18 protein-coding genes are annotated in these 25,835 nt (G+C 45.8%); 7 read left to right on the top strand and 11 right to left on the bottom strand.

Translation table 11 applies throughout. The features are described 5' to 3' along the window. Positions 1-140: 140 nt before the first annotated feature. On the top strand, positions 141-1,823 hold the full coding sequence (locus tag IQQ51_RS03110; RefSeq protein ID WP_193840335.1) for an alkaline phosphatase family protein: 1,683 nt from the start codon (positions 141-143) through the stop codon (positions 1,821-1,823). A gap of 139 nt (positions 1,824-1,962) precedes the next feature. Here IQQ51_RS03110 and IQQ51_RS03105 read toward each other — a convergent pair whose 3' ends face one another. After that, positions 1,963-3,057 (bottom strand): substrate-binding domain-containing protein, encoded by a 1,095-nt coding sequence (locus tag IQQ51_RS03105; protein ID WP_193840334.1) that lies wholly within the window; start codon positions 3,055-3,057, stop codon positions 1,963-1,965. 81 nt (positions 3,058-3,138) lie between these two features. Here IQQ51_RS03105 and IQQ51_RS03100 point away from each other — a divergent pair, with 81 nt between their 5' ends. Together IQQ51_RS03100 and IQQ51_RS03095 are read left to right on the top strand one after the other, a co-directional pair. Next, a complete protein-coding gene (locus IQQ51_RS03100) occupies positions 3,139-4,257 on the top strand; it encodes a substrate-binding domain-containing protein (RefSeq protein ID WP_193840333.1) in 1,119 nt (372 codons plus the stop codon). Then, positions 4,254-6,728, top strand: a complete 2,475-nt coding sequence (locus tag IQQ51_RS03095) for an EAL domain-containing protein (RefSeq protein ID WP_193840332.1) — start codon at positions 4,254-4,256, stop codon at positions 6,726-6,728. The genes IQQ51_RS03100 and IQQ51_RS03095 overlap by 4 nt, the downstream gene beginning before the upstream one ends. A 62-nt stretch (positions 6,729-6,790) precedes the next feature. On the opposite strand, the gene yegS is transcribed toward IQQ51_RS03095, so the two are convergent. From yegS to IQQ51_RS03045, 10 genes are all read right to left on the bottom strand, one after another. Next, on the bottom strand, positions 6,791-7,696 hold the full coding sequence (gene yegS, locus IQQ51_RS03090; protein WP_193840331.1) for a lipid kinase YegS: 906 nt from the start codon (positions 7,694-7,696) through the stop codon (positions 6,791-6,793). 19 nt (positions 7,697-7,715) lie between these two features. Continuing rightward, complete coding sequence (locus IQQ51_RS03085; RefSeq protein WP_017064697.1) at positions 7,716-8,621, bottom strand: LysR family transcriptional regulator; 906 nt, start codon at positions 8,619-8,621, stop codon at positions 7,716-7,718. A 78-nt stretch (positions 8,622-8,699) separates the two neighbouring features. Continuing rightward, entirely contained in the window at positions 8,700-10,082 is a 1,383-nt protein-coding gene (locus IQQ51_RS03080) for a BatD family protein (protein ID WP_193840330.1), read from the bottom strand. Beyond that, positions 10,079-11,803, bottom strand: a complete 1,725-nt coding sequence (locus tag IQQ51_RS03075) for a vWA domain-containing protein (RefSeq protein ID WP_193840329.1) — start codon at positions 11,801-11,803, stop codon at positions 10,079-10,081. The genes IQQ51_RS03080 and IQQ51_RS03075 overlap by 4 nt, the downstream gene beginning before the upstream one ends. Further along, the gene (locus tag IQQ51_RS03070) at positions 11,796-12,875 is read right to left on the bottom strand and encodes a vWA domain-containing protein (protein ID WP_193840328.1); all 1,080 of its coding nucleotides are present in this window, start codon (positions 12,873-12,875) and stop codon (positions 11,796-11,798) included. Before IQQ51_RS03070 ends, IQQ51_RS03075 begins: the two co-directional genes overlap by 8 nt. Further along, positions 12,868-13,428: a DUF4381 domain-containing protein gene (locus tag IQQ51_RS03065; RefSeq protein WP_193840327.1), complete on the bottom strand. Its 561-nt coding sequence runs from the start codon at positions 13,426-13,428 to the stop codon at positions 12,868-12,870. Before IQQ51_RS03065 ends, IQQ51_RS03070 begins: the two co-directional genes overlap by 8 nt. Then, positions 13,429-14,391 (bottom strand): DUF58 domain-containing protein, encoded by a 963-nt coding sequence (locus tag IQQ51_RS03060; protein WP_193840326.1) that lies wholly within the window; start codon positions 14,389-14,391, stop codon positions 13,429-13,431. 12 nt (positions 14,392-14,403) lie between these two features. Next, positions 14,404-15,387 (bottom strand): AAA family ATPase, encoded by a 984-nt coding sequence (locus IQQ51_RS03055; protein WP_017060007.1) that lies wholly within the window; start codon positions 15,385-15,387, stop codon positions 14,404-14,406. A 95-nt stretch (positions 15,388-15,482) separates the two neighbouring features. Next, a complete protein-coding gene (locus IQQ51_RS03050) occupies positions 15,483-17,891 on the bottom strand; it encodes a tetratricopeptide repeat protein (RefSeq protein ID WP_193840325.1) in 2,409 nt (802 codons plus the stop codon). A 193-nt stretch (positions 17,892-18,084) separates the two neighbouring features. Next, positions 18,085-19,632 (bottom strand): arylsulfatase, encoded by a 1,548-nt coding sequence (locus tag IQQ51_RS03045; protein ID WP_017060009.1) that lies wholly within the window; start codon positions 19,630-19,632, stop codon positions 18,085-18,087. A 346-nt stretch (positions 19,633-19,978) separates the two neighbouring features. Here IQQ51_RS03045 and IQQ51_RS03040 point away from each other — a divergent pair, with 346 nt between their 5' ends. The 4 genes from IQQ51_RS03040 to IQQ51_RS03025 all read left to right on the top strand — a co-directional run bounded on the left by IQQ51_RS03040 (position 19,979) and on the right by IQQ51_RS03025 (position 25,803). Beyond that, positions 19,979-21,541, top strand: coding sequence for an arylsulfatase (locus tag IQQ51_RS03040; protein WP_193840324.1), 1,563 nt, complete (start codon positions 19,979-19,981; stop codon positions 21,539-21,541). Positions 21,542-21,892: 351 nt separating this feature from the next. After that, positions 21,893-22,981 carry a cytochrome c peroxidase gene (locus tag IQQ51_RS03035; protein WP_193840323.1) on the top strand — a complete coding sequence of 363 codons (1,089 nt, stop codon included), beginning with the start codon at positions 21,893-21,895 and terminating at the stop codon, positions 22,979-22,981. After that, on the top strand, positions 22,974-25,364 hold the full coding sequence (locus tag IQQ51_RS03030; RefSeq protein ID WP_193840322.1) for an ATP-binding protein: 2,391 nt from the start codon (positions 22,974-22,976) through the stop codon (positions 25,362-25,364). Before IQQ51_RS03035 ends, IQQ51_RS03030 begins: the two co-directional genes overlap by 8 nt. 13 nt (positions 25,365-25,377) lie before the next feature. After that, the gene (locus IQQ51_RS03025; RefSeq protein ID WP_193840321.1) at positions 25,378-25,803 is read left to right on the top strand and encodes a hypothetical protein; all 426 of its coding nucleotides are present in this window, start codon (positions 25,378-25,380) and stop codon (positions 25,801-25,803) included. Positions 25,804-25,835: the final 32 nt, after the last annotated feature.

Raw genomic sequence — 25,835 nt, 5'->3', positions numbered from 1 at the left:
CCGAAGGTTATGGTTCACTAATCGTCACCAACAATACAAAAAAATACGATTCGCACTGTATACACGTTAGAAATCTGGCCAAACGTTAGAAACCTGACCAAACATTAGAACTCAGCGGCAACAGTGAATAAGGAAACTCTATGCAATACACCAAGCTTTCAGGACTAACCCTCGCGTTACTCTGCGCTCTCCCAGCTTCAGCTGAGGAAAAGCCAAATCTAGTCCTTCAAATCACGGTAGATGGCCTGCGCGCAGATCTAATCGAACGATATAAGCACAACTTCGGTGAAGGCGGTTTCCGGTACTTAATGGATGATGGTGCTTACTACACCAACGCGAACTACCAACATGGCAACACGGAAACAATCGTGGGCCATGTATCGCTTGCAACCGGCGCTCCACCGAGCGTACACGGCATGGTAGGTAACGTTTGGTATGACCGTAGCGAAGAACGTTTGGTGTATAACGTAGAAGACGGTAACTACCAAATGCTGACCTCTGGTGCAGGTGTCGATAAAGCAACAGAGATCGACCCAACGCAGAAGACAGCACAAGGCGATGGCCGCTCTCCAGAGCCAATACTCTCCACCACGTTTGGTGACGAACTGACGATTTCCAATAGTGGCAAATCAAAAGTGTTCGGTGTTTCAGTGAAAGACCGTGGCGCAATCTCATTGGCAGGACACAGCGGTAAAGCCTTCTGGTTCTCCAAAGCACAATCTGAGTTTGTCACCAGTAACTATTACTACGACGAGTATCCAGATTGGGTATCGCGCTGGAACGAGAAAGCGATTGCTGCTCAGTATTCCAAACAGAAATGGGAGCTCTCATTACCGCGTGATAAGTACACGTTGCAAGAACACGATACCGAACACAAAGTGAAACTCGGTGACTTCCAACGCACCTTCCCTCATCCTTATGGCCCGGCAAGCTACAAATACTACAGCACCACCCTAACCGTGAGCCCTGCTGGTGACGAGATCACGGAAAACTTCGCTAGCACCTTGTTGATGCAAGAGAAGCTCGGCCAAGGCGACGTGACTGATTATCTGTCTGTGAGTTTCTCATCAAACGACTACGTGGTGCACCTCTACGGCCCTGAAAGCCTAGAAACAGAAGACAACCTTATCCGACTTGATAAGACTCTTGCTAAGCTTTTCAAAACCGTTGATAACCAAGTGGGTCTAGAAAACACATTAATTGTGCTGTCTGCCGACCACGGTGTACCTGAATCTTCACCTGCGGCAAATGCGCTTGGTTTCAATCAAGCTCAATACTTCAATAAAGACACATTACTCTCGAGTGGTGTTGAGAGACGATTGAAGGACGAATTTGGTTTAACCAAAGACGCGATTCGCTTGTACGCACAACCTTACATCTATCTGAATCATGATCTGATCGCTGAGAAGAAGCTTGAACTCGCTAAGGTCCAAGAAGCTATTGCGGATGAGATTGCAAAAGTGAAAGGTGTTGCGTTTGCTGTATCAAGTAGTGACATTGCGGCTAACCGAGTACCGGACACGCATGTGATGCAGCTAATTAAAAACAACTACCACCCTGCTCGTTCTGGCGACGTGTACGTAGTATTTGCACCACGCAGCTACATTAACGACATGGAAGGCCTCCAAATTGCCTCTACACATGGTTCTCCGTGGAAATACGACACACATGTGCCTGTGATCTTTGCAGGTTACGACGTTGAAGCTAAGAAGGTATCACGAGCAGTGACGCCATATGACATTGCGCCAACGCTTTCGAACAAACTGGGAATCACCCAACCAAGTGGGTCAATCGGAGAAGTGCTGCAAGAAATCACGGAGTAGACTCAATCTCTAAGGTTCCGTGAGCTAGATTTCGAATCCGGAACCCACTCAATAAAAGAGCTGTTTATCTAATTCTGACTCACTAGGTCGAAACAGATAAACGGCTCTTTTTGATTAATAAAGGATAGATGAATCGAACCTAATTCTTGCCCGAGTAACGAAACGCTTCTCTGGTTAGTTGATTTAATTGGTCGTCATTCATCTTGTTGTGCACAACGGTGATACGACCTAAGTAAACCAACGGGACTTCTGCCTCTCGCTCTTCCAAGTGAAACTTAATCGCTTCGGCCGTTGCCACACCAAGGTCATCACTCATTCGCATAGGCGTCGCGTCTAATTCATCGGAACGAATCTTTTCTATTTCTTTCGCAGTACCGCCCCAACCCGTCACATAGATTTCAGACAACATGTCAGCCTTGTTTAAAGCATCCACCGCTCCCATGGTCATCGCAGTATTAGCATTGTGAACCATGGTCACTTCGGGGAAGTTACCGAGTACCAAACGAATCCCATCGGCGCCACCTATCTTCTGGTATTGCCCGAAGTGCTCATATACCGTTAACCAATCGCCTTTTTCTTCTACGCAATCAATGAAACCTTGTGAACGTTGAGTATCTGTTATTCCCGGAATTCCTCGATTAGCTGAAAACTCGACTTCATTTCCGAGTTCTTTCACCACATGGTCACAAAGCACCTCAGCCCCCATCGCGCTTGAGAAATCAAACCAGCTGTCTGGTTGATGTTTCCATTGCTCATTCGGTGTGTGAAACGCCCAAATAAAGGTTTTGAAATCTTTGGAAGCGGACAGTTTTTGAATGTTGCCGGCTTGGATACCTAGTTCAGAAGGCCCAAAAATGACGAAGTCATAAGGCGTCTCAGAATTCAGGACTTGCTCGATGTATTGGGTCTGTAATGAGTGCTCAATTTGCCTTGAAGTAAACTCACTGATCTCAAAAGGCAGCTCCAAAGCGATAAGTCTCTCCTTCAATGCGGTGTAATTTCTTGTCCAAAAGTCAGAAATATCTGCACTTGGATAAATCAGCGCAATTCTTACCGGTTTTTCTATCGACATAGGAGCTAATGAAATTGGCTCGCCACTTACAGTCTCTTGAAATTTTTCAAGTTTCTTTACATCAGCCTCCGACCTTACACCGTCTGCATTGACGTACAAAGGGAGGCAAAAACACGCTGTCAGTAGGGTTGGTAAAATATTTTTATAAAGTTGACCCGGCATAACTGTTACCAAATGTTTGAATGTTTATTAACAATATTATAAATATAGGGTGACTATAAGTTAAAGCGTTTTATAAGCCATATGAATAAGAGATTAAATTTTGCGGGTTTGTTGCTCGCTACTACTTGCTACTCTCAGAGTTTTGCGGGTAATCATGAAGACGATTTCTTCCAATATGCTGAAGAAAAAGTGATGCGAGCGGTTTCCAACCAGAGAACTTGGGATGGCCCAATGCAAGGCCCTGCGGTGCGTCATGAAAAAAACGTTATTTTTGTCGCGTCTGATTTACGTAATGGCGGTGTTTACGGGGTGGGTAAAGGCATCTCCGAGGCCATTTCCAACATCAATTGGCATCTGAGGTTCATTGATGGCTTAGGCTCAGAAGTACGCCAAGGTGCAGCTATCCGAAAAGCGATTGGCTTTGAACCCGATGCTATTGTTCTTGGCGGCATTGACGCTGTTCGACACAAAACCATTTTGAAACAAGCGGAAGATCTCGGAATCGTAGTCATTGGCTGGCATGCAACTGAGCTTGTCGGTGGCAACCCAGAAATCGGCTTATACACCAACATCACCACCGACCCTCTCGATGTGGCGGAAGTGGCCGCGCTACTCGCGATTGTTAACTCAAACGGGCGAGCAAAAACCGTGGTGTTTACCGACCCGAACTATGAAATTGCGATGATCAAAGCCAACGCGATGGTCAACACCATCAAGCGTTGCAGTACCTGTGATGTACTTGAGTTGAACTACTTACCGCTCGATAAAATTGCCGAGCAGATGCCTGCAACATTGAAGAACCTAGATGATAAATATGACGAGAAAATCACTCACATCTTAGCCATCAACGACCTCTACATTGATTATGCGATCCCCTCTTTGGAATCTAATCTCGAAGAGTATCGGCTAATACCACAAAACATTTCAGCGGGTGACGGCAGTAAAGCTGCGTACAAACGAATCAATAGCGGTCAATTCCAACTGGCGACTGTACCTGAACCCTTATACCTACAAGGCTGGCAAATTGTCGACGAGCTCAACCGAGCATTTAACCAAATGCCTCCAAGTGGCTACTCAGCCCCAGTACATCTCGTCACGCCCGATAATGTTGAAGAACTCATCAGCCAGTCAGACAAAGGCATCTACGACCCTAAAAATGGCTACCGTGAAGCGTATCTGAAAATTTGGAAGCCACAATGAAACTACCTCAGATAAACATCACCCAACGGCTCATTATTTCGAATCTGGTTTCGCTATTGATTGTGAGCCTTGCGGTCATCATGGTGATCCGCTCGCTCTATTACGTCGAGTCGACGCTCAAAACGGAAACCTCGACACACGTGTCAGATTTGATTGTTAACTCTGAAATCAGTCGTCGCGTATTTACGCTCACCTCTCGAGTTAAGCTGCTGGAACAAACTTTTTTGTTCAGCGAAACCACGCTGTCTGAAGAAGCGTTCAATGTTGATTTCCAACTGCAACGACTGAGAGATCTCTCGACCAACGAAGGTTTCTCGCAAAAGATCGATGCCTTTATCGATAACTTCCACCGTTTCTTGGGCAGTTCACTAGCACTGAATCGAATTCTTAAGCAGACTAATCAAATCGACGCTGCATTAGCCGAGCAACTTGATCAACTCGAATTTGCGATAGCCGACAGTAAGCTAAGGCACTTGGACCAACCCAATTTCATTCGTTATAACAATGAATTAGATCTCATCAACATGCTACGAGAGTCGTTCCTCACCTCGGGGAAAATGGTCGGAGATATTCACAGCCGCATCACGCCAGAAACGGAGAAAGTCCTGCTTATCGAGGTCGAGAAAGAACTCGATATATTTTTGCTCCATTTAGAAAACGTCGATATCGAAACCTCAGCGGTGATTGCTGAGAAGAAAAAAATTCATCGAACGGTAAAACGATACAACGCGGCTTTAAAACGCATTCGAGCGAATCTGGAGCAGCGTTGGTTGGTGATGGCATCACTGCTAGTTGCCCAAAGTGACTTGTTGGAGATGGTAGAAAAAACCGAGTCGCGCGTACAAAGCCAAGCCTTAGAACTAACCGACCAGCTTGAACAAGAGATTGGCCTATCAAGGCTCAATGCGATTGTTATCAGCATTTCAGCCGTCGTGCTATCGATGTTGCTGGTTAGCCACGTTGTTAGACACCACATTCGAAAACCACTCAATGCCCTTAGACATGGCTTCGACCGTTTAGAATCCGGCAGCCTCAAAAACCCGATCAACTTGGGTAGAAGTGACGAATGGTCTCACTTAGAAAAAGCCTATAACGACATGGCTTTAAGGCTGTCTGAGGCCTATCTCGACCTCACTGAAGAAAAGAAGAATTTCGACTTCCTCGCGCACCATGATCCACTAACGAATTTGGCTAACAGACTGTTGGCCACCAAACAATTGGATGAAGAGATTAGAAAATCCAGTGAGAGCAACGCCTCTTTCTTATTGTTTTATCTCGATATTGATGAATTTAAGACCATTAACGACTCCTTAGGCCATGCGCCCGGAGACAACTTATTAGTCAATGTCTCTGACATCCTGAGTAGCTTAATCGGCGATAAAGGCTTTGTTGCTCGAATGGGTGGCGACGAGTTCTTGGTTGTTTATTCCAACATTGGCTTAGAAGAAGGTGAACCGATCGCCGATCGCTTGAACCAAGCATTAAGAAAGCCGTATTACATCGATGATAATTCTATCTTCGTCTCCGCGAGTATTGGTGTTTGTGAGTACCCTACTCATGGTTTGGATCGTGAAACCTTAATTCGCAACGCGGATACCGCCATGTATCACGCCAAACGTAATGGTAGAGATCAATACAGAGTCTACGCGGATAAAATGACCCATGAAGTGAACGACTTAATCGAAACCAACATCGGACTTCATCAAGCGATTGCTAACGACGAGCTTGAAGTGTTCTTCCAACCTAAAGTCGACTTAGACTCACAGGGCATTATTGGCGCCGAAGCACTTATTCGTTGGCGACATCCTAAATTGGGCTTACTGCCACCGATTGATTTCCTTGAGGTTGCGGAGAAAAGTGACCTCATTATCGACATAGATAAATGGGTGTTTAAGAAAGTGGCAAACTTGATCACTGAATGGCAACGAACGGGAATAGACCTACAAGGCGTGATTTTCTCAATCAATTTCTCAGCGAGAATGTTCTATATGACAGACCTCGCCGAGCAGCTACAAGTGATATTGGATGAAACGGATTGCCAACCTCACCAATTGCTGCTTGAGATTACCGAAAGAGACATGATGCGTGATTTTGAAACCTGTTCGAGAACCATTGAGGTGCTTCATTCTAAAGGCTATAAGATTGCTATCGATGATTTTGGCACGGGTTACTCTTCACTGTCGGTATTGAAGAATCTTTCGGCTGATTGCATAAAATTGGATCGAAGCTTTATTGAAGATATTAACTCATCAAAGGTTGATTACGAGATTACTTGTGCGGTGCTTAAACTCGCACAAATACTCGACTTTTCAGTGATTGCAGAGGGCCTTGAAACCCAGAGTCATGTAAAGACACTGCGTCAGATCGGTTGTAAATACGCTCAAGGCTATTTCTTTGCGCGTCCTCTGCCGATTGATGACTGGTTGTCTTACTTCTTGCTTAATTCAGAGCAAACGCAAAAAGAGGCATAACGAATCTTAGCGGAGTGAATAACCCTATCGGTCGATCACTCCGTTTACCCAACCGAAGTGGTTTACCGGTTTTTCACCAAACAAGGACTGTTTTCTGGCAACACCAAACAAATGCTGGATGGCATGACTTCAAAACGTATTTGGTTGGAACGATAAGGTTCACCATCAAGGTTAATGGGCAGTGACTGAGGAAAATCGATCTCTAACCAACGAGCTTGAATATGGACAATGTACTTGCCGTCGTCGGCTGGATGCTTGAGCTCTTCGATGACTTTTGGCAAATCAGAAGCCACGAAAGTTTTGACTAAAGTTAGATCCATCAAACCGTCATCAATCAATGCATTAGGCGCTAACTCTTGTCCTCCACCCGCTAAGCAACCATTACAAAAAGCACCAACAAGGATCTCGCCGGTAAAGCTGCCTTTGTCTATGGTCAACGTGCCACTGTAGGGCTTAAAGCCGAGTGCTTTCACCACCCCTGTTAACGTATACGCACCGCCACCGAGAAAATCTTTAAGCTCGACTGGCGTTTCAGCTGTGACTTCAGCACCAAAACCCGCCGCAGCGACATTCATAAAGTAGCGGTCATTCGCACGCACGCTATCCACTGCAAACGCCTTGCCTTCCAGCGCTAGTTCGAAAGCACCCGAAATATCATTAGGTATTCCCGTTGCGGTAGCAAAATCATTCGCCGTGCCCATGGGGATAATCGCCAGTTGTGGTCTTTCACTCGCACGGAACTGGTTGAGCGCGTTAACGGCTTCATTCAACGTTCCATCGCCACCCGCCACAATCAGACGCTTAACACCATCGCATATTGCCTCGCTTACCAAACGGAACATATCCGACGATTCCCAAGTCACTCTAACTTGCAGGTCAATATCATTGTCCCTCGCCGCAAAGATGGCTTTCCTTAATTCCGGGATATTGGCTTTCTTTCCGTTTAAAATCGCGCGAATGCTTTCCATGGCTATGTCCTTGTATAGGCTAACTTGATAACTCTTTTGCTGCCGCTTTGATCTTAGCTCGTAACCACTTATGGCTTGGTTCATTGGTACGGCTTGGATGCCAAATCATACACATATCGAGGTCTTCCAACTCGAAGGGCAATGGCAGTGTTTTTACGGCGTACTTTTCAGCGAAACAACGCACCGATGAAATAGGCATTACACCGATGTACTCAGAGCCTTCGATAACAGGCAGCATCTCTACAACGCCCGCTGCGCGATACACGATTCTACGTTTCTCAAGGTCACTGTAGTGTTCAGAGCTCAATAAGCTTTTGCGCGCATGCCACCTTGATACAACCACATGTTCGAGTGCTAAGAACTGTTCCATATCGATCGTATCGCCAACCGTTGGATGATCACTACTACACACCACGACCAGCTCTTCTGTAGAAATCACCTCGTGCTTAAGCATGGTTCTTCCTTTAGGCGTCATATCAACAATCACGTCGTGTCTTTGCAGCCTTAAATCGGACTCATAGTCTTCGGTAAATAGAGGATGAACCTCTAACGCGATACCTGGCGCAACTTGGCTGATTAACCGCATAACTTTTGGCATCATTTCATAGCTCGCGGCCGAGACGCAGGCAATGGAAAACACGCGGCCTGAGGTTTTAGGATCGAAGTCTCTTGATGCGGATAAGGTAGACGTAAAGTTTTTAAGTGCAGCGGCCATTGCAGGATAGATATCAATAGCGAATGTGGTTGGCTCTACGCCTGATGTGGTGCGATGAAACAGTGGTTCATCATAGATATCTCTCAACCTTGCAAGTGCTTTACTCACTGCTGGTTGGCTTATATCCATGCGATTAGCAGCCCTAGATAAGTTCTGCTCTTCATAGATAGCAACAAATATAGGAATTAGATTTAGTTCGGTACTTTTCATACAGTTCCATATTAAAGAAGCAGGTTCCCCATAGTAGAGAACCTGCCGATTATGTTCGATGCGAATGACTAAAGTTTGCTACTTAGTTCTATCTTTTAAGTCTGGCAAGGCTTTAGGGATTTTCAAGCGAGCGGCAATTGAACGAGGTTTACTCTGGCTTGATTTGCCGTTGGGCAAGTTACGTAACCCTTTCCATAAACGAGTGAATACGTTTTTATCTTCACTTCCTTGTTGAAGGGCTTCGCTATCTTCTAGCCAACGCTTTTGTTCGTTCGCTTTACCCAGTTGCTCTTTACTTAGCTGCGCTTTATTCAGTTCCAACTGAGTGGTTTCGCTTCGCAATTGACGGTAGATAAAGGTTCTTAATGCAGCCCAATTACCTTGCTTGAGTAAGCGACGTAATACTAGCCAACTCGGTGTTGGGCGGTTTGCGTAGTAACGCTTAACGGAAATAATCAACGCAATACAGACTAACAGAGCCAAACCAACACTAATAAACACCGGCATGTAGGCCTTGATGAAAGATTGGACTGTGTGTTTGGCTTCAAACACTTCGCCTTTAATCACCACTTTTTCGAGCCGTTGATTCTTACTGTCCCACCACTGAAATGAAAACTCCGGCAGAGTAAACTCACCACCTTGTTGAATCACATATACCGTCTCTTCAACTCGGCTTGAGCGATAATCACCTCGTTCTTGAGTATCATCCAAACGGTTGGGCTGTGGGTAAGCTTGGAACTGCTGAGTGGACTCATTGGTTAGCACGTCTGGCAGCAACACAGAAAGGCTGTCTTTTGCCTTAATCGTGATAGTTCGAGTAATAGCATCGCCAACTTTTAGCTCTTCACTTGAGCGTTGCCATTGCTGCTCTACATCGACTTCTGTCGCAGAAAACCAAGGCGTTTCATTATCGAGTAAACCTGAAGGCAACGAAGCTTCAAACTTAATCGGCTGCGTGTAAAGCGTACCGCCCACGTTTGAACCATCAGGAGCAGAAACTTGGATACGAACCGGTACGGTTGGAATAACAAACTCGCCAGAAGTCATCGGATAAAGTGTCACTTCCCAACGCTGACGTGACCATGTAGTGCCACCGACTCTTTCTGTGTAGTTCGTGGCAAGTTGATTACGCTGTTTAGCGATCACATTAGGGATTTCGATACTGCCAATTCGAGTGCCGCCTGTTAACCAGCGCGGTGTCGCCACCTCAATGTTCAAAATGACCTGCTCATTTACGCTGACTTTGGTCGGCGTTATCTTGTCGCCTGACTTGGGTTTCTCGCCCACCCAAGCGATAAGCTCAACGTCACCACTTTTTTGCAGATCGAAGATATCGGCAGCAGAAGCAACAGCAGGAAAAAACCAACTCAACATAAGAGTCATCGACAACAACCATGTACGGGCTGTGAATCGCGCGCCCTTTGATTGAATCGCTTCAAGCGCTAAATCGTATCGACTCATTGTGCTTGCTCCTGTTTTGATGCCTGTTCCTGTTTCGGTGTCTGTTCTATCGAAGGTGCAGGGTCTCTTAATTGAATTTGAAATTTCGACTTCAAGAAGAACTTAGGGTCCGCTTCGACGCGTTTTAACCACTTGTCGGCAAGCTCTTGGCTGCCCAAGATTTCATTGGCATTCAGCGTTTCCTTAAGCATCAATTCCGCTACCGTTTCTTCTTCGGCACCATCACCCGTTCGCGGCTGATCGTCTTCGAGTTCTAAAGACTCTTCAGGGCCATCTGTGGTTCCAGACTGGCTTTCGCTGGTTCGGTTTACCTCTTCGACAATCCCGCTAAGCACTGCAAGGTTATTTTCCACATCCGTTTTTAGTTCTGGTGACAGATCCTCTTTCTCGCTTAGGGATTTCAAGAGGTCTCGCGCCGCCAGGTATTCACGCTGCCTGGCTAACGCACTCGCTGCATTGTATAAACCAAGGTCAGTTTTGGTTTGCAAGAACGCACTGTGAGCGAGCTCAAAATCACGAGCATAGTAATAAGCCGCGCCCTTTCGCATCGGGTCAGTAAAATGTTTTGCAGCTTGAAGGTACTCCTTCTGATTCAACAAACGTTGACCTTGTTGGTCAGGCGTTAGCCATAAGTCCCACCACCATTGAGCGGTCTTATCCCAAGCTGTAAGCGACTCCACCACAACGGGTTTCTCAGCAGTTAAGTTGACTGTTTTCGCCAAAGTGCTTGGTGAATAAATGCTGCCCGAAATCACTAAACCAACGACACACCACTGCACCAACCATCCTTTTCTGAACCACAACAACATGATGATCACCATTGGAATAAGCAGGCCATAGCCCATGTCTTTCCAAGGCATTGAAGATTCGCCGTTGAGCTGCATGTTTCTTTCAACGGCTTGATTCAGTTGTCGAATATCCGAATCGTCAACGGTCACCTCTATCACTCGACCACCTGTCTTATTCGCTAAACTGCGCAATGAATCGAGGTCAACAGGGTTATCGCTCACCACATCGCTATTTCCGGCAGCCAAAATAAGCAACTGATATGGGTTTTCGTTGAAAAAGGTTTCAAAAGCTCGCATCGTACTTGGATTCACACCATCTGATACCAACAACACTGACGAACCTAACTCACCAGACAGTTGCTGATTTATGAGTGGCAGCGCTTCTTCTGCTGATTTACCTGAAACCGGCATGATGTCGGGTGTGATAGCCGCAAGAAACGGTTCAAACACCTTGCTGTCTTGAGTGACGGGCATCGCGACGTGTGCACTACCGGCATAAACCACCAAGCCAGTATTACCGCCTTTTCGAGCTGCCAATAAGTCTCTAATTTTCTGCTTAGATCGTTCCAAGCGACTTGGAGGCAAATCCTTAGCGAGCATAGATTCACTATTATCGAGCACAACCAACATCGACGCTTTATCTTCACCAAATGGCGATGCCTCACGCTGCCATGTTGGGCCAGAACAGATAATGATGGCGATAGTCACAATCACCACCAATAGCTTCAACGGCAGTTGCTTGCGCCAGCCTGTTTCGCCAATCGTCAATGCATCACGTAAATGTGCCGGTAGAATGTCTTTCCACGTTGGTTTTGTCTCTTCTCTCCAACGAACCCATAACAGGAAAAACATTGGGATAAAGGCCAACAACCACAATGGTCGGATAAAATGAAACTGGGTAAAGAACTGTTGTATCGTGAGAGAATCAGGCATCACTCTCTCCTTTCAAATTCTTAGCCGAAGAAGCGAGCAGCGATCTTCGGCGTATCGTTGCTAAGCTGAACGCGGTCAAATACATCACAACAACAATCGCCATTAAGTAATGGTGCAGTCCCTGTTTAGGACGATAAGTGGTACTTTCATATAACTGTGGTTCTAGTTCACCGATCTGAGCGTAGGCTTTAGTCAATTCATCGCGGTTAAGTGCTTCAAAGGCTTCGCCACCAGACTCTTGAGCCACACGCTTGATGGTTTCCATATCCAGAGCAACCTCTCCAACGGTTTGCGGGTCGCCCATCGCAATCACGTGAATTCGAACGCCTTTAGCCTTGGCGACTTTTGCGGCATCAATAGGCTCAACAAAACTTCCTGTATCATTACCGTCTGTTAATACGATCACGACTTTCTCTTTTTCGTTGGTATCGACGTTCGAATCTTGAACGGCAGCACTTTGCTTTTCACTCTGTTCAAACACCTTGATCGCCAAGCCAATTGCATCACCTAGGTGCGTACTTTGCCCTGCCATCGCGACATCGGTTTGATTAAGCAGTTCAAGCCATACATCTTGGTCCGCGGTAAATGGCGTTTGTACAAACGCTGCATCACCAAACAAGATCAAACCGAGTCGATCTCCTTTTCTAGTTTTCGCAAAATCGGCTAACACCTCTTTGGTCGCATCTAAACGAGAGATTTTGTCGCCTTGCTGAGAGGTGAAATCTTGCTCCGCCATTGAGCCGGATAAATCGACCACCACCATCACATCACGACCCAATTGTTCGCGAACCTGTGGTTCACCAAGAATGGTTGGTTTCGCTAACGCGCTCACGACCAATACCCAAGTAATAATTAGCGTGGTCCGTTGCCACCAGCTTGGTGTTAACTGGCTTGCACCTTCTGACGGCGCTTCCCCAATCGCTTCAACCAATTCTCGAAAAAATGGCACCTTAATCGCCATTTGCTTAGTCCGATAAGCTGGCACGGCAAAGTAGACCAACAATGGCAGAGGCAGCGCGATAAACCATAGCGGGTGCGCAAATTCAAAGCTGGCAGATAAAACATCAAACATTGTCTTGCCCCTCAGCCATTACCTGTACATTCGGTTTTGTTTGTACATCGGGTTTATGAAGCTTTAACCACATCATCGCGGTTTGAATCACCTCTAAACGCTGTTCAAAGCTCAAACGCACATTAGGGTCAATTAGGCTCTGCATCGATAATTCCGAAACTTCATCGGCAAAAAACGCATTACTGTTTTCACTGGTGTTAGCGCTAACAGGCAGATAAGCATTTAAACGGTTTACATAAGCTTGGCCAAACAGCTTAGCATTGCTGCTGTCTAGGTAGCGAAGCACCACTTTGAGGACTTTAAAGGTTCGTTCGGTTGAATTCTTGTCTCGTGCATCCAATACCATGAGCTCTTGAAGCGCTTCTTTACGATAACGGTTATTCCACCATCTCTGCGCCAAACGATAAGCCAGATAGATGGCGACCAATAACAGAATAACGCCGAGGATCTTCCAACCAATGGTTTGCGGCATCCAGCTCACGCTCTCGGGAATGGCGACATCGTGCAGATCGCGAAGAATATAAGTACTTGGAGGGGTATGTTCTACAGCCATCTAACGTCCTCCCACCAGCTTTTGCAGCTGCGATATGTGATTGCCTGACGTGTCTAATTCGATATAAGGAAGGTTTTTCATCGCCATCAATTTAGCAAGGGACTGCTTCTGGAGTGCCGCTTTTTGGGCAAGGCTTTCACTTGCGAGGTTAACCTTAGATTGGCTATCCAGATTAAGTTGAAAGCGACCATCACCCACCACCCAGTTTGCGCTTGCTAAATCTTGAGGCAATGATTGTTCTAATGGATCGGTGACCATAATGGCTAAAATGTCGTTGTGTTGTTGCAGTTGTTTGAGTCGGTCAAGATGTTGCTCTTGGCAATCTCGCCAATCACTAATAAAGATTAAGGTCGACTGCTTTAATCTCATTCGTTTGATCAGTTCAATCCACTGGCTAAACCCAACACCTTCGCTGTCGCTCACACTGACACCTAAGCTTTGATTGGCTTTGGTGAGGTGTTTTAGTTGAGCCAAGAAGTCCGATTGAGAACGCTGCGCTTTGGTATGAAAGAGCTTTTGGTGTGAAGCTAAAACGAAGCCGACACGGTCACCATCTTTCAGCACTCGCCATCCACACAATGCTGCGACTTCAGCGGCCACAACGGATTTCATGGTGTTTTGAGAAGCAAAAAACATCGAGCTGCGCTGATCAACACAGATCATCACATTACGGTCTTTCTCTTCGGTATAACTACGAACGTGAGGTTTGCCTGTCCGCATCGTGACTTTCCAATCGAGGTTACGAATGTCATCACCAAGTTGGTAGTGACGTAGCTCCTCGAAATTCAAACCTCGACCTCGGAACAATGAGTTGTGTCTCCCCGACAGCACACTGCCCGCCTTTAGATGAGGGAGTAAAGAAAACGACTCAGCTTGAGCCTGAATTCGCACTAACCTTGAGTAATCACAATACAGTCGTGGATCAAGGCCTTGCGATCTGGGAGCTTGTGTTGGCTTCGCCATGACGCCCCCTAGTTATCCAATCTCAACATTATCGAGCAGTTCTTCAACTACTCTTTGATGGTCAACACCATCGGCCAATGCGTCGTAAGACAGCGAGAATCGGTGACCTAACACGGTTGGCAACATGGCACGTACATCGTCTAACGTGACGTGGTCACGCCCTTGTAGCCATGCATAAGCGCGAGCACATTTGTCTAATGCGATAGAAGCACGCGGGCTTGAACCAATCTCAATCCATTTAGACAAGTTTGATTCTGGGTAACGCTCTGGCTTACGAGTCGCCATCACCAAGGCCACAATGTAGTTCTCAACTAAATCGGAAACAGCAATGTCTGGAAGTTGGCGACGAGCTTCAAGTACCAACTCAGGTTCAATATGTTGTGGCGTGACTAATTCCGAACTCGTCTCGCTACCGAGTTCCTCACTGCGCACAAGTCGAATGATGTCGCGTTCAGCTTCATCTTCTGGATAGTCGACCGTCACTTTCATGATGAAACGGTCCATTTGAGCTTCAGGGAGTGGATACGTACCTTCTTGCTCAACTGGGTTTTGCGTAGCTAATACCATGAACAGATCTGGCAGGATGTGAGTTTGACCACCCACCGTAATCGTACCTTCCGCCATAGCTTCAAGCAGAGCTGCCTGTACTTTTGCAGGCGCACGGTTCACTTCATCCGCTAATACAATGCTGTTGAAAATAGGACCCGGTTGGAAATGCAGTTGAGGCTTTCCATCAAGCTCTTGGTACACTTCTGTACCCGTCACATCAGATGGCAGCAGGTCTGGCGTAAATTGAATTCGACCAAAACTGGTGTTCAGTAGATTCGCCAGCGATTTTACTGAGCGAGTTTTCGCTGTACCGGGAAGTCCCTCTAAAAGCACATGGCCGTTAGTCAATAACCCTATCACCAGAGCCCGAACGACGTGGCTCTGACCGATAACACTTTTCTCTGTTTGTTCAATCAGTTGGTTTATTGCTTGTTGCGCATGGTTCATAGGTCTTCCCTTAATTCAATCTGGCTGCGTACATCCTACTCACAAGCCCCATAACTATTAGTTATAAGCTCGATAGCCAAGCTCACCTCATCGCTTTATTTAAACCTAGCTTTCAATTGGTTAATGGCTTCCGGCGGAGCCACTTTGCTCAATGATGAAATACATTGCTCAAACGCCTTTGGTACGCCCGGTATATGGCTGTTTCGCGCCAACACTTCACACTGGGCATACAGGTGCTGTGGGTTGCGGCTAAATTGGTAAGCCTTATGCAGTGATTGACTTGCCGCAAGCACATCCGATTTCTCCAAAGCCAATCCGTACACATACCAATATTGAGGGTCGGTTTGTGCAGTTTCAGCGGCTTGTTTAAGGTAGTCCGTTGCTTGTTCGTAATCTTTCACACGAAGCAGAGACAATCCTGTGCTGTATGGCAAAACACTCGATTTAGGCTGAGCTTCAATACCTTGCTTCAAGGTCGACAACGCTTTTGCTTCGTTACCTTGCGCTCGATACAAATCCGCCAAGTTGGCGTAGCTGTTTTCGAAGTAAGGCTCAATCTCGATAGCACCTTGATAGAACTCAATCGCTTTATCGTGCTGGCCTAAATCTCGGTAAACGTTGCCTAGGTTAGTACGCCCAAATCCTCTGTCGGCATTAAATTGCTGTATTTCAATGTACTCTTCCAATGCAGGCTTGATTTGGTCTTTCTGCAGAGGATTCATTTCTCCCCAATAACGCACTAATGCGCCTGCGGTTTCTGAACGAATCGATAATACAGGGTCTTTCAGTAGCGGTTCTAAAATCTGCCATCGATCAGTGAATGGGAAGCCAGACGAGCCTTGCACCACACCCAAACGGATCATCTCGTCATCATGTTTCACCGCTCTTGCCAGCGAGATAAGCGTATTCTTACCCGTATTACCGCCCAAACGTTCTAAGCTCGATGCTCGAATGATATTGCTTAAGCTGGAATCCTGAGCCGAATACGCCAACGCATCCTCTGCCCCTCGGTGCCCTATTGAGTCAGCATAAAAGGCCACGGCAAAATGCTGCTGATTACGATACTTAGAATCAGGGAACCACTCACCGATTTGCTTATCTGCCCACTGGTCGGTTTGATCTTCATGACAGCTAGTGCACACATTCGGCGTTTTAATGTGTTGGCTAATATCAGGACGTGGGATATGCCAACTGTGGTCACGCCTTGGATCCACCTCCATGTAAGTCGTCTCTGGCATGTGACAAGTGGTACATTGTGATGCTTCGGTATTGGCTTCGTGGAATGTGTGCTTTTCAGGCGTGTATTCCGATGCAATGTGACATTGGCTACACACGGCTTCTTCCGCAATTTTTAGTTCAGCAGTGTGGGGATCGTGGCAGTTAGTACATGTGACGCCTTTTTCAGCCATCACGGATTGAAGGAAAGATCCGTAAACGTAATCTTCATCGTAGATTTGACCATCGTTGTGGTAAAGCTCAGGAGTAATTAAGCTCAGGCGATACTTATCAAAGAATGACCCGTTCACGTGGTCGCCTGTTTCATTCAACTGAGTACGTCGGCTGTGGCATTGAGCACAGGTTTGAACTTGATTGGTATGGATGGTGTCTTTTGGTTGCAGGGTTGAATTACCCTCTTGATAGATCCACTCTTTCACCGACTTCGACAAGTCGCGATCAAAACCATAATGCGCCGAAACTTGAACATCCTTTCCACCGTTAGCTTTTGCTAGCTGGGCCTGTTCAACGTGCTCACTCGCAGGGCCATGACACGCTTCACAACCGACATTAATCTCCGACCATGTGGTGTTGTAGGTATTACTCGCGCTGTCGTAGTTTTTTTCTAGATTCGTTGAATGGCAATCAGCACACATGAAGTTCCAGTTTTGACCGCTATTGGTCCAGTAGAATTCATCGGTGTTGGTGGTATCAGGATAGAGGTGATACCAGCGTTGGCCGCCTTCGCCCTCAGTTCGAGAGTCCCAAGCGAAAGGAATCAACTGTACACGGCCGTCTTCAAATTCAACCATGTATTGTTGTAGTGGTTCAAAGGCAAAGGTATAGCTGATTTTGTAATCTTTGAATTGGCCGTCTGGCCCTTCGATATTGACCCAGAACTCTTCGCCCTTGCGAAAAAATCGGTTGGGTTTACCGTCATGAGTGACTGTTTGATCGTTGAAATCGCCTAATACCGATTCGTCTGTAGCGTGCTTCATCGCCATATCATGATGAGAGCCCTCCCACGCTTCGACTTCTTCACTATGACAATCAATACACGCTTCCGAACTGACATACGTGGCTTTAGAGCCGATAGGTAAAGCGTCAGAGGTAACGTGTGAAGCTACAGAGCTGGTCTTTGAAATATCAGAGTTGATATTAGGATCTTGCTCGTTGGCATAAGCGTTCAAACTGAACAGCGACAACATCAGTGGAGACAAGATTGCGGATAATACTGCGACTCGCTGGTGTTTCAATCCGTTTACCAATAAGCACAACCATGCAGACATAACATTCCTTGTTTTTATACATCCTTATGCTTAATAAGGTAGACGCAAAAACAACGAATTTACAATTATTTAGTGGCAGTGAACTCGATAGTTGTGACTCATATTCACGACCGGGATTTACTCATCGGTATGCGCATAAAAAAAGAGCTCCTAAGAGCTCTTTTCATCTGTTCAGTTTCACTCAAACAATTACTTATTTGTTATGAGATTCCTGAAGTTTTTCCATTACCTGATCCAAGCTAAAGCTCGCGGCTTTTTGGCGTGGCGGATATTCAGCAAAGGTTTCTAGGAACTTGCCGACATACGCTTGCGCTGGAACGAACATATAAGCATGGTCTAACAACCAATCGTAGTATGTGTTCGATGTAATGTCTGCGTTTTCGTATGGGTCCATACGCAGGTTAAACAGCTTAGGAAGACGTAACGTCACGAACGGTTCAGCCCAAATTTGCATCGTACCCGTTGCACGCTGCTCCATGAACACCGCTTTCCACTGGTTGTAACGAAGCGCCGCTAAATCACCATCATCGGTAAAGTAGAAGATCTCCGAGCGACGGCCTTTCTCTTCTTCACCCGTTAGGTAAGGCAGGAAGTTGTAACCATCTAAGTGAACCTTAAACGTTTTATCACCGGCAGTATGACCTTTGAGTAGTTTCTCTTTGATTTGGTCATCACCAGCAGCGGCAACGAAGGTTGGCATCCAGTCCATATGGTGCATGATTTCGTTGGATACGGTTCCTGGTTCAATCTTACCAGGCCAACGAACCATGGCTGGTACACGGTATGCGCCTTCCCAGTTGGTGTTTTTCTCACCACGGAACGGGGTTGTACCCGCATCAGGCCACGAGTTCATGTGAGGGCCGTTATCCGTTGAGTAGAAAACAATCGTGTTGTCTTTGATTCCCAACTCATCCACTTGCTTCAATAGTTGCCCAACGTGTCGATCGTGCTCAACCATACCATCAGCGTAGTTACCAACACCGGTTACACCTTTACTGTCGGCTTTCACGTGCGTTCTAAAGTGCATACGTGTCGCGTTCCACCACACGAAGAATGGTTTGTCCGCTTTCACTGCGCGATCCATAAAATCAAGTGCCGCGTCTAGTGTTTCTTCATCGACCGTTTCCATACGCTTACGCGTTAGTGGACCAGTATCTTCAATCTTGCCATCAGCAAATGATTTGATAACGCCACGAGGGCCAAATTTCTTACGAAACTCTGGGTCAGTTGGGTAATCTTCATTTTCTGGTTCTTCTTCAGCATTTAGGTGGTAAAGGTTGCCAAAAAATTCGTCAAACCCGTGTGCTGTTGGAAGGAATTCATCTTTATCGCCAAGGTGGTTTTTACCAAATTGACCTGTCATGTAACCCATAGGTTTCAGCATTTCTGCGATTGTCGCGTCTTCTGCTTGTAAGCCAATGTCTGCGCCCGGCAAGCCTACTTTACTCAAACCCGTTCGTAATACACTTTGCCCCGTAATAAAGGTAGATCGACCCGCAGTACAAGATTGCTCTGCGTAGTAATCGGTAAACATCATCCCTTCTTTCGCAATGCTATCAATATTCGGAGTTTTGTAACCCATGAGACCGAAGGTGTATGCACTCACATTGGATTGACCAATATCGTCCCCCCAAATGACCAATATATTTGGCTTTTCTGCCGCAAAAGTGGCGCTGGACGCGGCCATCATTGCTGTACCCAAAATCGCTAATCGACGTTTAGCGCCATATTTCGCTGTCATAGAAACCTCTTCGTAAGTTATTTGCATCCTGCCCTACAACGTATAGTCCATTTTTTGCACATGCGCGAGATTCCCTAAGCTATTAATCTTTTTGTCATTTTTATTGAGATACGGATACACAAATCATCGATAGGGTTTACGCCAACAAACATGATAAGGATCACACATACAAACTAAGGCTTTATTCTAGTCACCCGTTGGAACTGATATTAATCAATAGGTTACCTAGACATCATAACGATTGGTTATAAGCACTATAAAAAGACGGAACGGAATTTTGGGAATAACATTTGCTCATCGATGTGTTGTTCTAACGCATTAATCTTAAAAGTGAATCGGAGTCCTTATGGGTACTAAAATTAATAAACTGGCATTAGGTGTTGGCTTATTAGCAGCTTCTTCAGCGGCAACAGCAGCAGAAAAACCAAACATTCTTGCTATCTGGGGTGATGACATTGGTGTATTTAACATCAGTGCATACAACAACGGTATGATGGGTTACGAAACACCTAACATCGACCGTATTGCTAACGAAGGCGCACTATTTACTGACCACTACGGTCAACAATCGTGTACTGCTGGTCGTGCTGCATTCCTAACCGGTCAAGAACCTTTCCGTACTGGTCTACTGACTATCGGTATGCCGGGCTCTGACCACGGTATCCCAGATTGGGCTCCAACGATCGCAGATCTTCTTAAAGAACAAGGCTACATGACAGCTCAGTTCGGTAAGAACCACATGGGTGACCAAGATAAACACCTTCCAACAAACCACGGTTTTGATCAGTTCTTCGGTAACCTTTACCACCTAAACGCGGAAGAAGAGCCAGAGACATACTACTACCCTAAAGATCCTGAGTTCCGTAAGAACTTCGGCCCTCGTGGTGTCATCAAGTCGACCTCTGACGGTAAGATTGAAGATACAGGCCCTATGACGCGTAAGCGTATGGAGCACGCAGATGAGGAGTTCCTAGAAGAATCTCTAGCATTCATGGAAAAAGCAGTGAAAGCTGACAAACCATTCTTCATCTGGCACAACACGACTCGTATGCACGTGTGGACTCGTCTACAAGAGAAATACCAAGGTAAATCTGGTATCAGCATCTACGCAGACGGCATGTTAGAGCACGATGACCAAGTTGGTGTGCTTCTAGACAAGCTTGATGAGCTTAAAATCGCAGACAACACTATCGTCATCTACTCGACCGATAACGGTGCAGAGACAGTTTCTTGGCCTGATGGCGGCGCAACTTACTTCCACGGTGAGAAAGGTACAACTTACGAAGGCGGTATGCGTGTTCCTCAGCTAGTTCGCTGGCCTGGTACTATCAAGCCGGGAACTAAGATCAACGACATCATGGGTCACCAAGACTGGATCCCGACTCTACTAGCAGCAGCTGGTGATGATAAAGTGGTTGAGAAACTAGCGTCTGATAAAGGTGCAACTTACAACGGTAAAAACTGGCGTGTTCACCTAGATGGTTACAACTTCCTACCTTACTTCCAAGGCAAAGAAGAGCAAGGCCCTCGTGACAGCATGCTTTACTTCTCTGCTAACGCTGAGCTAAACGCAGTTCGTTGGAATGACTTCAAGATTTCGTTCGCAGTAATGGACGGTAACATTGTTGATGCAGTTCGCTTCCAACCAAACTGGCCTCAAGTCGTTCACCTACGTGCTGACCCATTCGAAAAAGCACCACACGAATCGGGCATGTACCTACGCTGGATGGCAGATAACATGTGGCTATTCGTACCAGTAGGCGGCAAAGTACAAGAGTTCATGAACACGCTACCTGACTACCCTATGCAGCAAAGCCAAGTGTTGAACCCTGGTAACTTCAACCAAAATGCTTACATGCTTCAAGGTAAACTTAAGCAACTAGAAGCGGCAGCAGCGCAAGCTAAATAAGCCTATCTAGGCGATGCAAACTGTATAGATGTGTATTGCACTAAGATTTATAGCAAATACATAATCGAGTACGAAAGCCGTGGTTACTCACTTGAGTGGCCACGGCTTTTTTCGTTTAACATCATTCGGCTTGAATTCAATTGAAAGAGCTTCATCCAATTCTAACTAGAGCTACCCATCAATCCCCGCTAGATAACCACTCAAGCGATTTAATTTCCTACCCCTTATCTTGCAACATCACACATGCGCAACTAGGTTTATAAATAACACCTATCATTGGAAAGTGAAATGAGGGTGATATCAGAAGGATTCTGAGTTGCCATACTTGTCAAAACTAGATGGACTAATGTTATGAAAACGCCATATTTAGCAGGAATCAGCATCACTGTCATTGTCGTTTCAATCGCCTTGCTAGTTTATGATGCGGCCTCTTCAAAAACACACACTTCATTCGAACACCAAGAAAATCACGCCCATGAAAGCGATCATGATGACTCTCACGCTTTACCACACTCTTCTCATTCACAACACGCACACAAAACTGTGGCTTCAAACCAACCCATATCTCCGGTTCCAAACTCTCCCGAGATAAATCATGAGCTTGCCAAAATTGGTTGGGTGCTATTTAAAGACCCGAATCTTTCTTCTAATCGCAGTGTGAGCTGTGAAAGTTGTCATAGCCTGCAAACCAACGGCGCAGAGGTGATTCCTGTTTCGATTGGCGTAAACGGCGCAGGAATGAGAAATTCACTCACCGTTTTTAACGCAGTCTTTAACTATCGGTTTTTCTGGGATGGCAGGGTAAATAACCTCGACGATCAAATCGATGGCCCGGTGCACAACGTCGATGAAATGGATTCAAACTGGCAACACATTACGGATTATGTGTCTCAATCGGATACTTACATCAACTTATTCCAAGAACAATCGACGCCCATTGACGAAGCTTCCATTAAGGCAGCACTTATTGAATTTATGCAGGGTTTGACGACACCAAACGCCCCTTTCGACCTGTATTTACAAGGTGACAACGCAGCACTATCTGAAACTGCTAAACGTGGTTGGGAAACCTTTCAAGAAGAAGGCTGCATTCGTTGCCACCAAGGCACCAATATTGGTGGCGGAATGGTAATGCGATTTGGTTACTTTGGGCTATCGAAAACAGGAGCCGAGCGAAGTGAAGACCAAGGTCGTTTTATGTTTACCGCGCAACCACAAGACAAGCATCTATTTCGTGTTGCTAGCTTAAGAAACGTGGCGATAACCGCGCCCTATTTTCACGACGGACAAACCGCCACTCTAGAGGAAGCCATAAAGATCATGGGTGAAAGCCAACTCGGTAAAACGTTTGAAAAACAGACCATTAACGATATCAAAGTCTTCCTAGAAACCCTAACAGGTAACCGCCCTCAAATGTTATTGGAGTTTGAAAATGAATAAAGTCAGACTCGTCTTTTTGGTGTTTATCTCCCTGTTTGTCGTTTTGATCAGTTTTATTGTATTGACGTATTCAGAGCATAATAAAGTCTCGAAATATGGAGGAGCCGTTCGTGAGTTGGGGCATGAGGTCCTGGAGATGCGCGACCACATAACTAACGCTGCGCTCACCGAAATTTCCAATCCTTACCAAATGTCTGCAGATTTAGTCACCTTAGAAAAAGAACTGCAAGCGCTCAAAGATAGCTATCAAGGTGAAAACACACACTCGACCTTCTTTCAACACTTACCAACACTGGAGTTGCTTGATCAATTCCATGATGCGTCTATGTCGAATGTCGATACACTAGACAAGCTCGTTGGGCTCAGTGTCGCTCGTCAGTTCATTCTGCAATCCATGACTGAGCAACTCACTAATAGTCAGCCTACAAATAACAATTCTGGCGCAAAATCTGACATCATCATTCAGAGTGAACTCCTTGCTAGCGTGTTGTTTTCAGGCATTAATATGCAACATTCGGGCGTAGATTCAGACTTAGCGAATCTTTCACAGACATTTGTCGAACTTAACCAACAACATAGCCTGCTTTTATCTCAAGTTCTTGATTTGCATAGCACTGAGTATATTGAACACATAGAACATCAATTTACTGAGCTTCAAGACCAACTCAAAGACGTTACCGTTAAGCTGATCCTCACACTTGCGCTACTGACCTTCGTCTTCTCGTTCACCTTATTTATCCTCAGAATCTTCGAACTTAAGAGAAACAACCTCTCTTACCAAGAAGCCGCAGACAAAGCAGAAAGAGCCAGCGAAGCAAAATCTCTCTTTCTCGCGACCATGAGCCACGAGTTACGCACCCCAATGAATGGCGTATTAGGCATCGCTCAGATAATCAAAGAGGATTCACACAGCGAGAATACTCGTAAACACGCCCAAATCATCATCGACTCTGGTCAGCATCTCGTCACCATATTGAATGACATTCTTGATTTTTCTAAGGTCGAACAAGGCAAAATGGAGCTCGAATTAAGCCCCTTCTCGGTTACTGACGTCGTGACACACCTTGATAAAACACTGACGCCTCTTGCAGAAGACAAAGGCCTCGCTTTTATCATTAAAGACAATGTCCCAACCAATCTTCAGCTTATTGGTGATTCAGCACGTACGCGTCAGATACTGTTCAATTTAGCAGGCAATGCAGTCAAATTTACTGAGTCAGGAAAGGTCGAAGTGGAATTCTTGATAGCCCCTACTACTCCACCAAGCGTGAATATTTTAGTGACGGATACGGGTATTGGTATAGCAGAAGACAAGATCGACCATATATTCACGGCATTCGAACAAGCCGAACTATCAACGACTCGTAAGTTTGGCGGAACAGGATTAGGGCTTTCCATTGTGAAACAGTTAGTCGAACTGATGGGCGGCACAATCACAGTGGCTAGCCAGCTTAATTTCGGCACTCGATTTACCATCTCACTTCCTCTTGAAATACATGAAGTCGAAGAAAAAGTCGTCGAAAAAGAGACGCTTAAAGCAAATGATGTACTCGATAACTTGTCGGTATTGTTAGTCGAAGACAACAAAATCAATGCAATGGTAATTAGGAAGTTCTGTGAATCGATCAACTTAACCGTAGAGAACGCCTACGACGGCTTGCAAGCACTCGATAAGCTAGCATCAAATCAATACGACCTCATCATAATGGACAACCACATGCCCAACATGAGTGGTATCGAAGCGATTCAAAAAATCCGCGAAGAACTCAAGCTCACTACCGTTATTTTCGCCTGTACAGCGGACGTATTCAAAGAAGCTCACGATGAATTCATCGTTTCGGGTGCAGATTTCGTTCTCACCAAGCCATTGCAGAAAAACAGCTTACAAAACGCCATCAATGAATTTCATCACCAGTTTGAAGTCAACCGCCATAACTCATCTAACGCACACAATCTTCCAAACAAGGTAGAAAGCAACGTAACCATATTAACGCGTCATCCTAAGAACAAACTGCCACTCACAGAAGAAGAACTGTCGCGTAGCCAATTCTTAGCTAACGACGAGCTTAAATCAGACGAAAAGCTCAAATGCTTAACTTCTCTCGTTGATGAGCTAGAAAACGAAATCGATGAGTTGATAGAGCTATTTTCGGATGCCAAGCAAGATGATCTATCCAGAACATTAAAGGCGGTTAAAGCGATTGCATCAAGGTATGAAATGAGTGAAGTATTCGAGCTCGCAACCGAGGCTGAAAAGGTAACGGAGAAGCACATCATGCCCGAGGCTGAATTGCTTCAACAACTCATCAATCGTTTGATGGTCAACAGCCATCAAGCAACACGCTTAATACACAAACTCCACCAGCAACGAAAAACGGGGTAAAAGAAGGTGTCATATGATATGGAATGTAAATTTACCTAGCACTGGCCCACATTTATTCTTAGCACTCGGTGCCACCATCATTTTTGTGGTCGACTGTCATGTACCTTTGGGCATTGCCATGGCCGTGCCCTACATTACGATAGTCTTACTCGTAGCCACAACGAAAGATCCACTATCAGCCGTGATGTGGGCTATTGTCTGCACCTTACTTACCTTATTGGGTTACTACTTGTCTGGTAGCGGCAGTGAAACCTGGTTCGTCGCCTTCAACCGAGTCATTACCATCTATGCCATTTGGGTGGCGGCAATTATTCCTATTTATATCTCTTTACCTTCTTCTCAAGCCTCACTGGACGTCGATGATGACGTGACAGAGGAAAGTGCAAGATCACGCCCTCACTCGCACAGAAACCGTACAATCGACACGTTCAAAAACTAGGCTTTGGTTAAGTTTCGGTGAATTTTTCCAAA

The sequence above is a fragment of the Vibrio sp. OPT18 genome, assembly GCF_015163615.1.
Classification (GTDB): domain Bacteria; phylum Pseudomonadota; class Gammaproteobacteria; order Enterobacterales; family Vibrionaceae; genus Vibrio; species Vibrio coralliirubri.
The sequence above is the reverse complement of the archived record's forward strand: the minus strand, read 5'-3'. Positions and strand labels throughout refer to the sequence as shown.

Coding starts and splice junctions, on each gene's coding strand:
- IQQ51_RS03105 (WP_193840334.1), bottom strand. CDS start 3,057: ATGCCGGGTCAACTTTATAAAAATATTTTACCAACCCTACTGACAGCG.
- IQQ51_RS03110 (WP_193840335.1), top strand. CDS start 141: ATGCAATACACCAAGCTTTCAGGACTAACCCTCGCGTTACTCTGCGCT.
- IQQ51_RS03080 (WP_193840330.1), bottom strand. CDS start 10,082: ATGAGTCGATACGATTTAGCGCTTGAAGCGATTCAATCAAAGGGCGCG.
- IQQ51_RS03035 (WP_193840323.1), top strand. CDS start 21,893: ATGAAAACGCCATATTTAGCAGGAATCAGCATCACTGTCATTGTCGTT.
- IQQ51_RS03040 (WP_193840324.1), top strand. CDS start 19,979: ATGGGTACTAAAATTAATAAACTGGCATTAGGTGTTGGCTTATTAGCA.
- IQQ51_RS03075 (WP_193840329.1), bottom strand. CDS start 11,803: ATGCCTGATTCTCTCACGATACAACAGTTCTTTACCCAGTTTCATTTT.
- IQQ51_RS03095 (WP_193840332.1), top strand. CDS start 4,254: ATGAAACTACCTCAGATAAACATCACCCAACGGCTCATTATTTCGAAT.
- IQQ51_RS03070 (WP_193840328.1), bottom strand. CDS start 12,875: ATGTTTGATGTTTTATCTGCCAGCTTTGAATTTGCGCACCCGCTATGG.
- IQQ51_RS03050 (WP_193840325.1), bottom strand. CDS start 17,891: ATGTCTGCATGGTTGTGCTTATTGGTAAACGGATTGAAACACCAGCGA.
- IQQ51_RS03100 (WP_193840333.1), top strand. CDS start 3,139: ATGAATAAGAGATTAAATTTTGCGGGTTTGTTGCTCGCTACTACTTGC.
- IQQ51_RS03085 (WP_017064697.1), bottom strand. CDS start 8,621: ATGAAAAGTACCGAACTAAATCTAATTCCTATATTTGTTGCTATCTAT.
- IQQ51_RS03055 (WP_017060007.1), bottom strand. CDS start 15,387: ATGAACCATGCGCAACAAGCAATAAACCAACTGATTGAACAAACAGAG.
- IQQ51_RS03045 (WP_017060009.1), bottom strand. CDS start 19,632: ATGACAGCGAAATATGGCGCTAAACGTCGATTAGCGATTTTGGGTACA.
- IQQ51_RS03065 (WP_193840327.1), bottom strand. CDS start 13,428: ATGGCTGTAGAACATACCCCTCCAAGTACTTATATTCTTCGCGATCTG.
- IQQ51_RS03060 (WP_193840326.1), bottom strand. CDS start 14,391: ATGGCGAAGCCAACACAAGCTCCCAGATCGCAAGGCCTTGATCCACGA.
- IQQ51_RS03025 (WP_193840321.1), top strand. CDS start 25,378: ATGATATGGAATGTAAATTTACCTAGCACTGGCCCACATTTATTCTTA.
- IQQ51_RS03030 (WP_193840322.1), top strand. CDS start 22,974: ATGAATAAAGTCAGACTCGTCTTTTTGGTGTTTATCTCCCTGTTTGTC.
- yegS (WP_193840331.1), bottom strand. CDS start 7,696: ATGGAAAGCATTCGCGCGATTTTAAACGGAAAGAAAGCCAATATCCCG.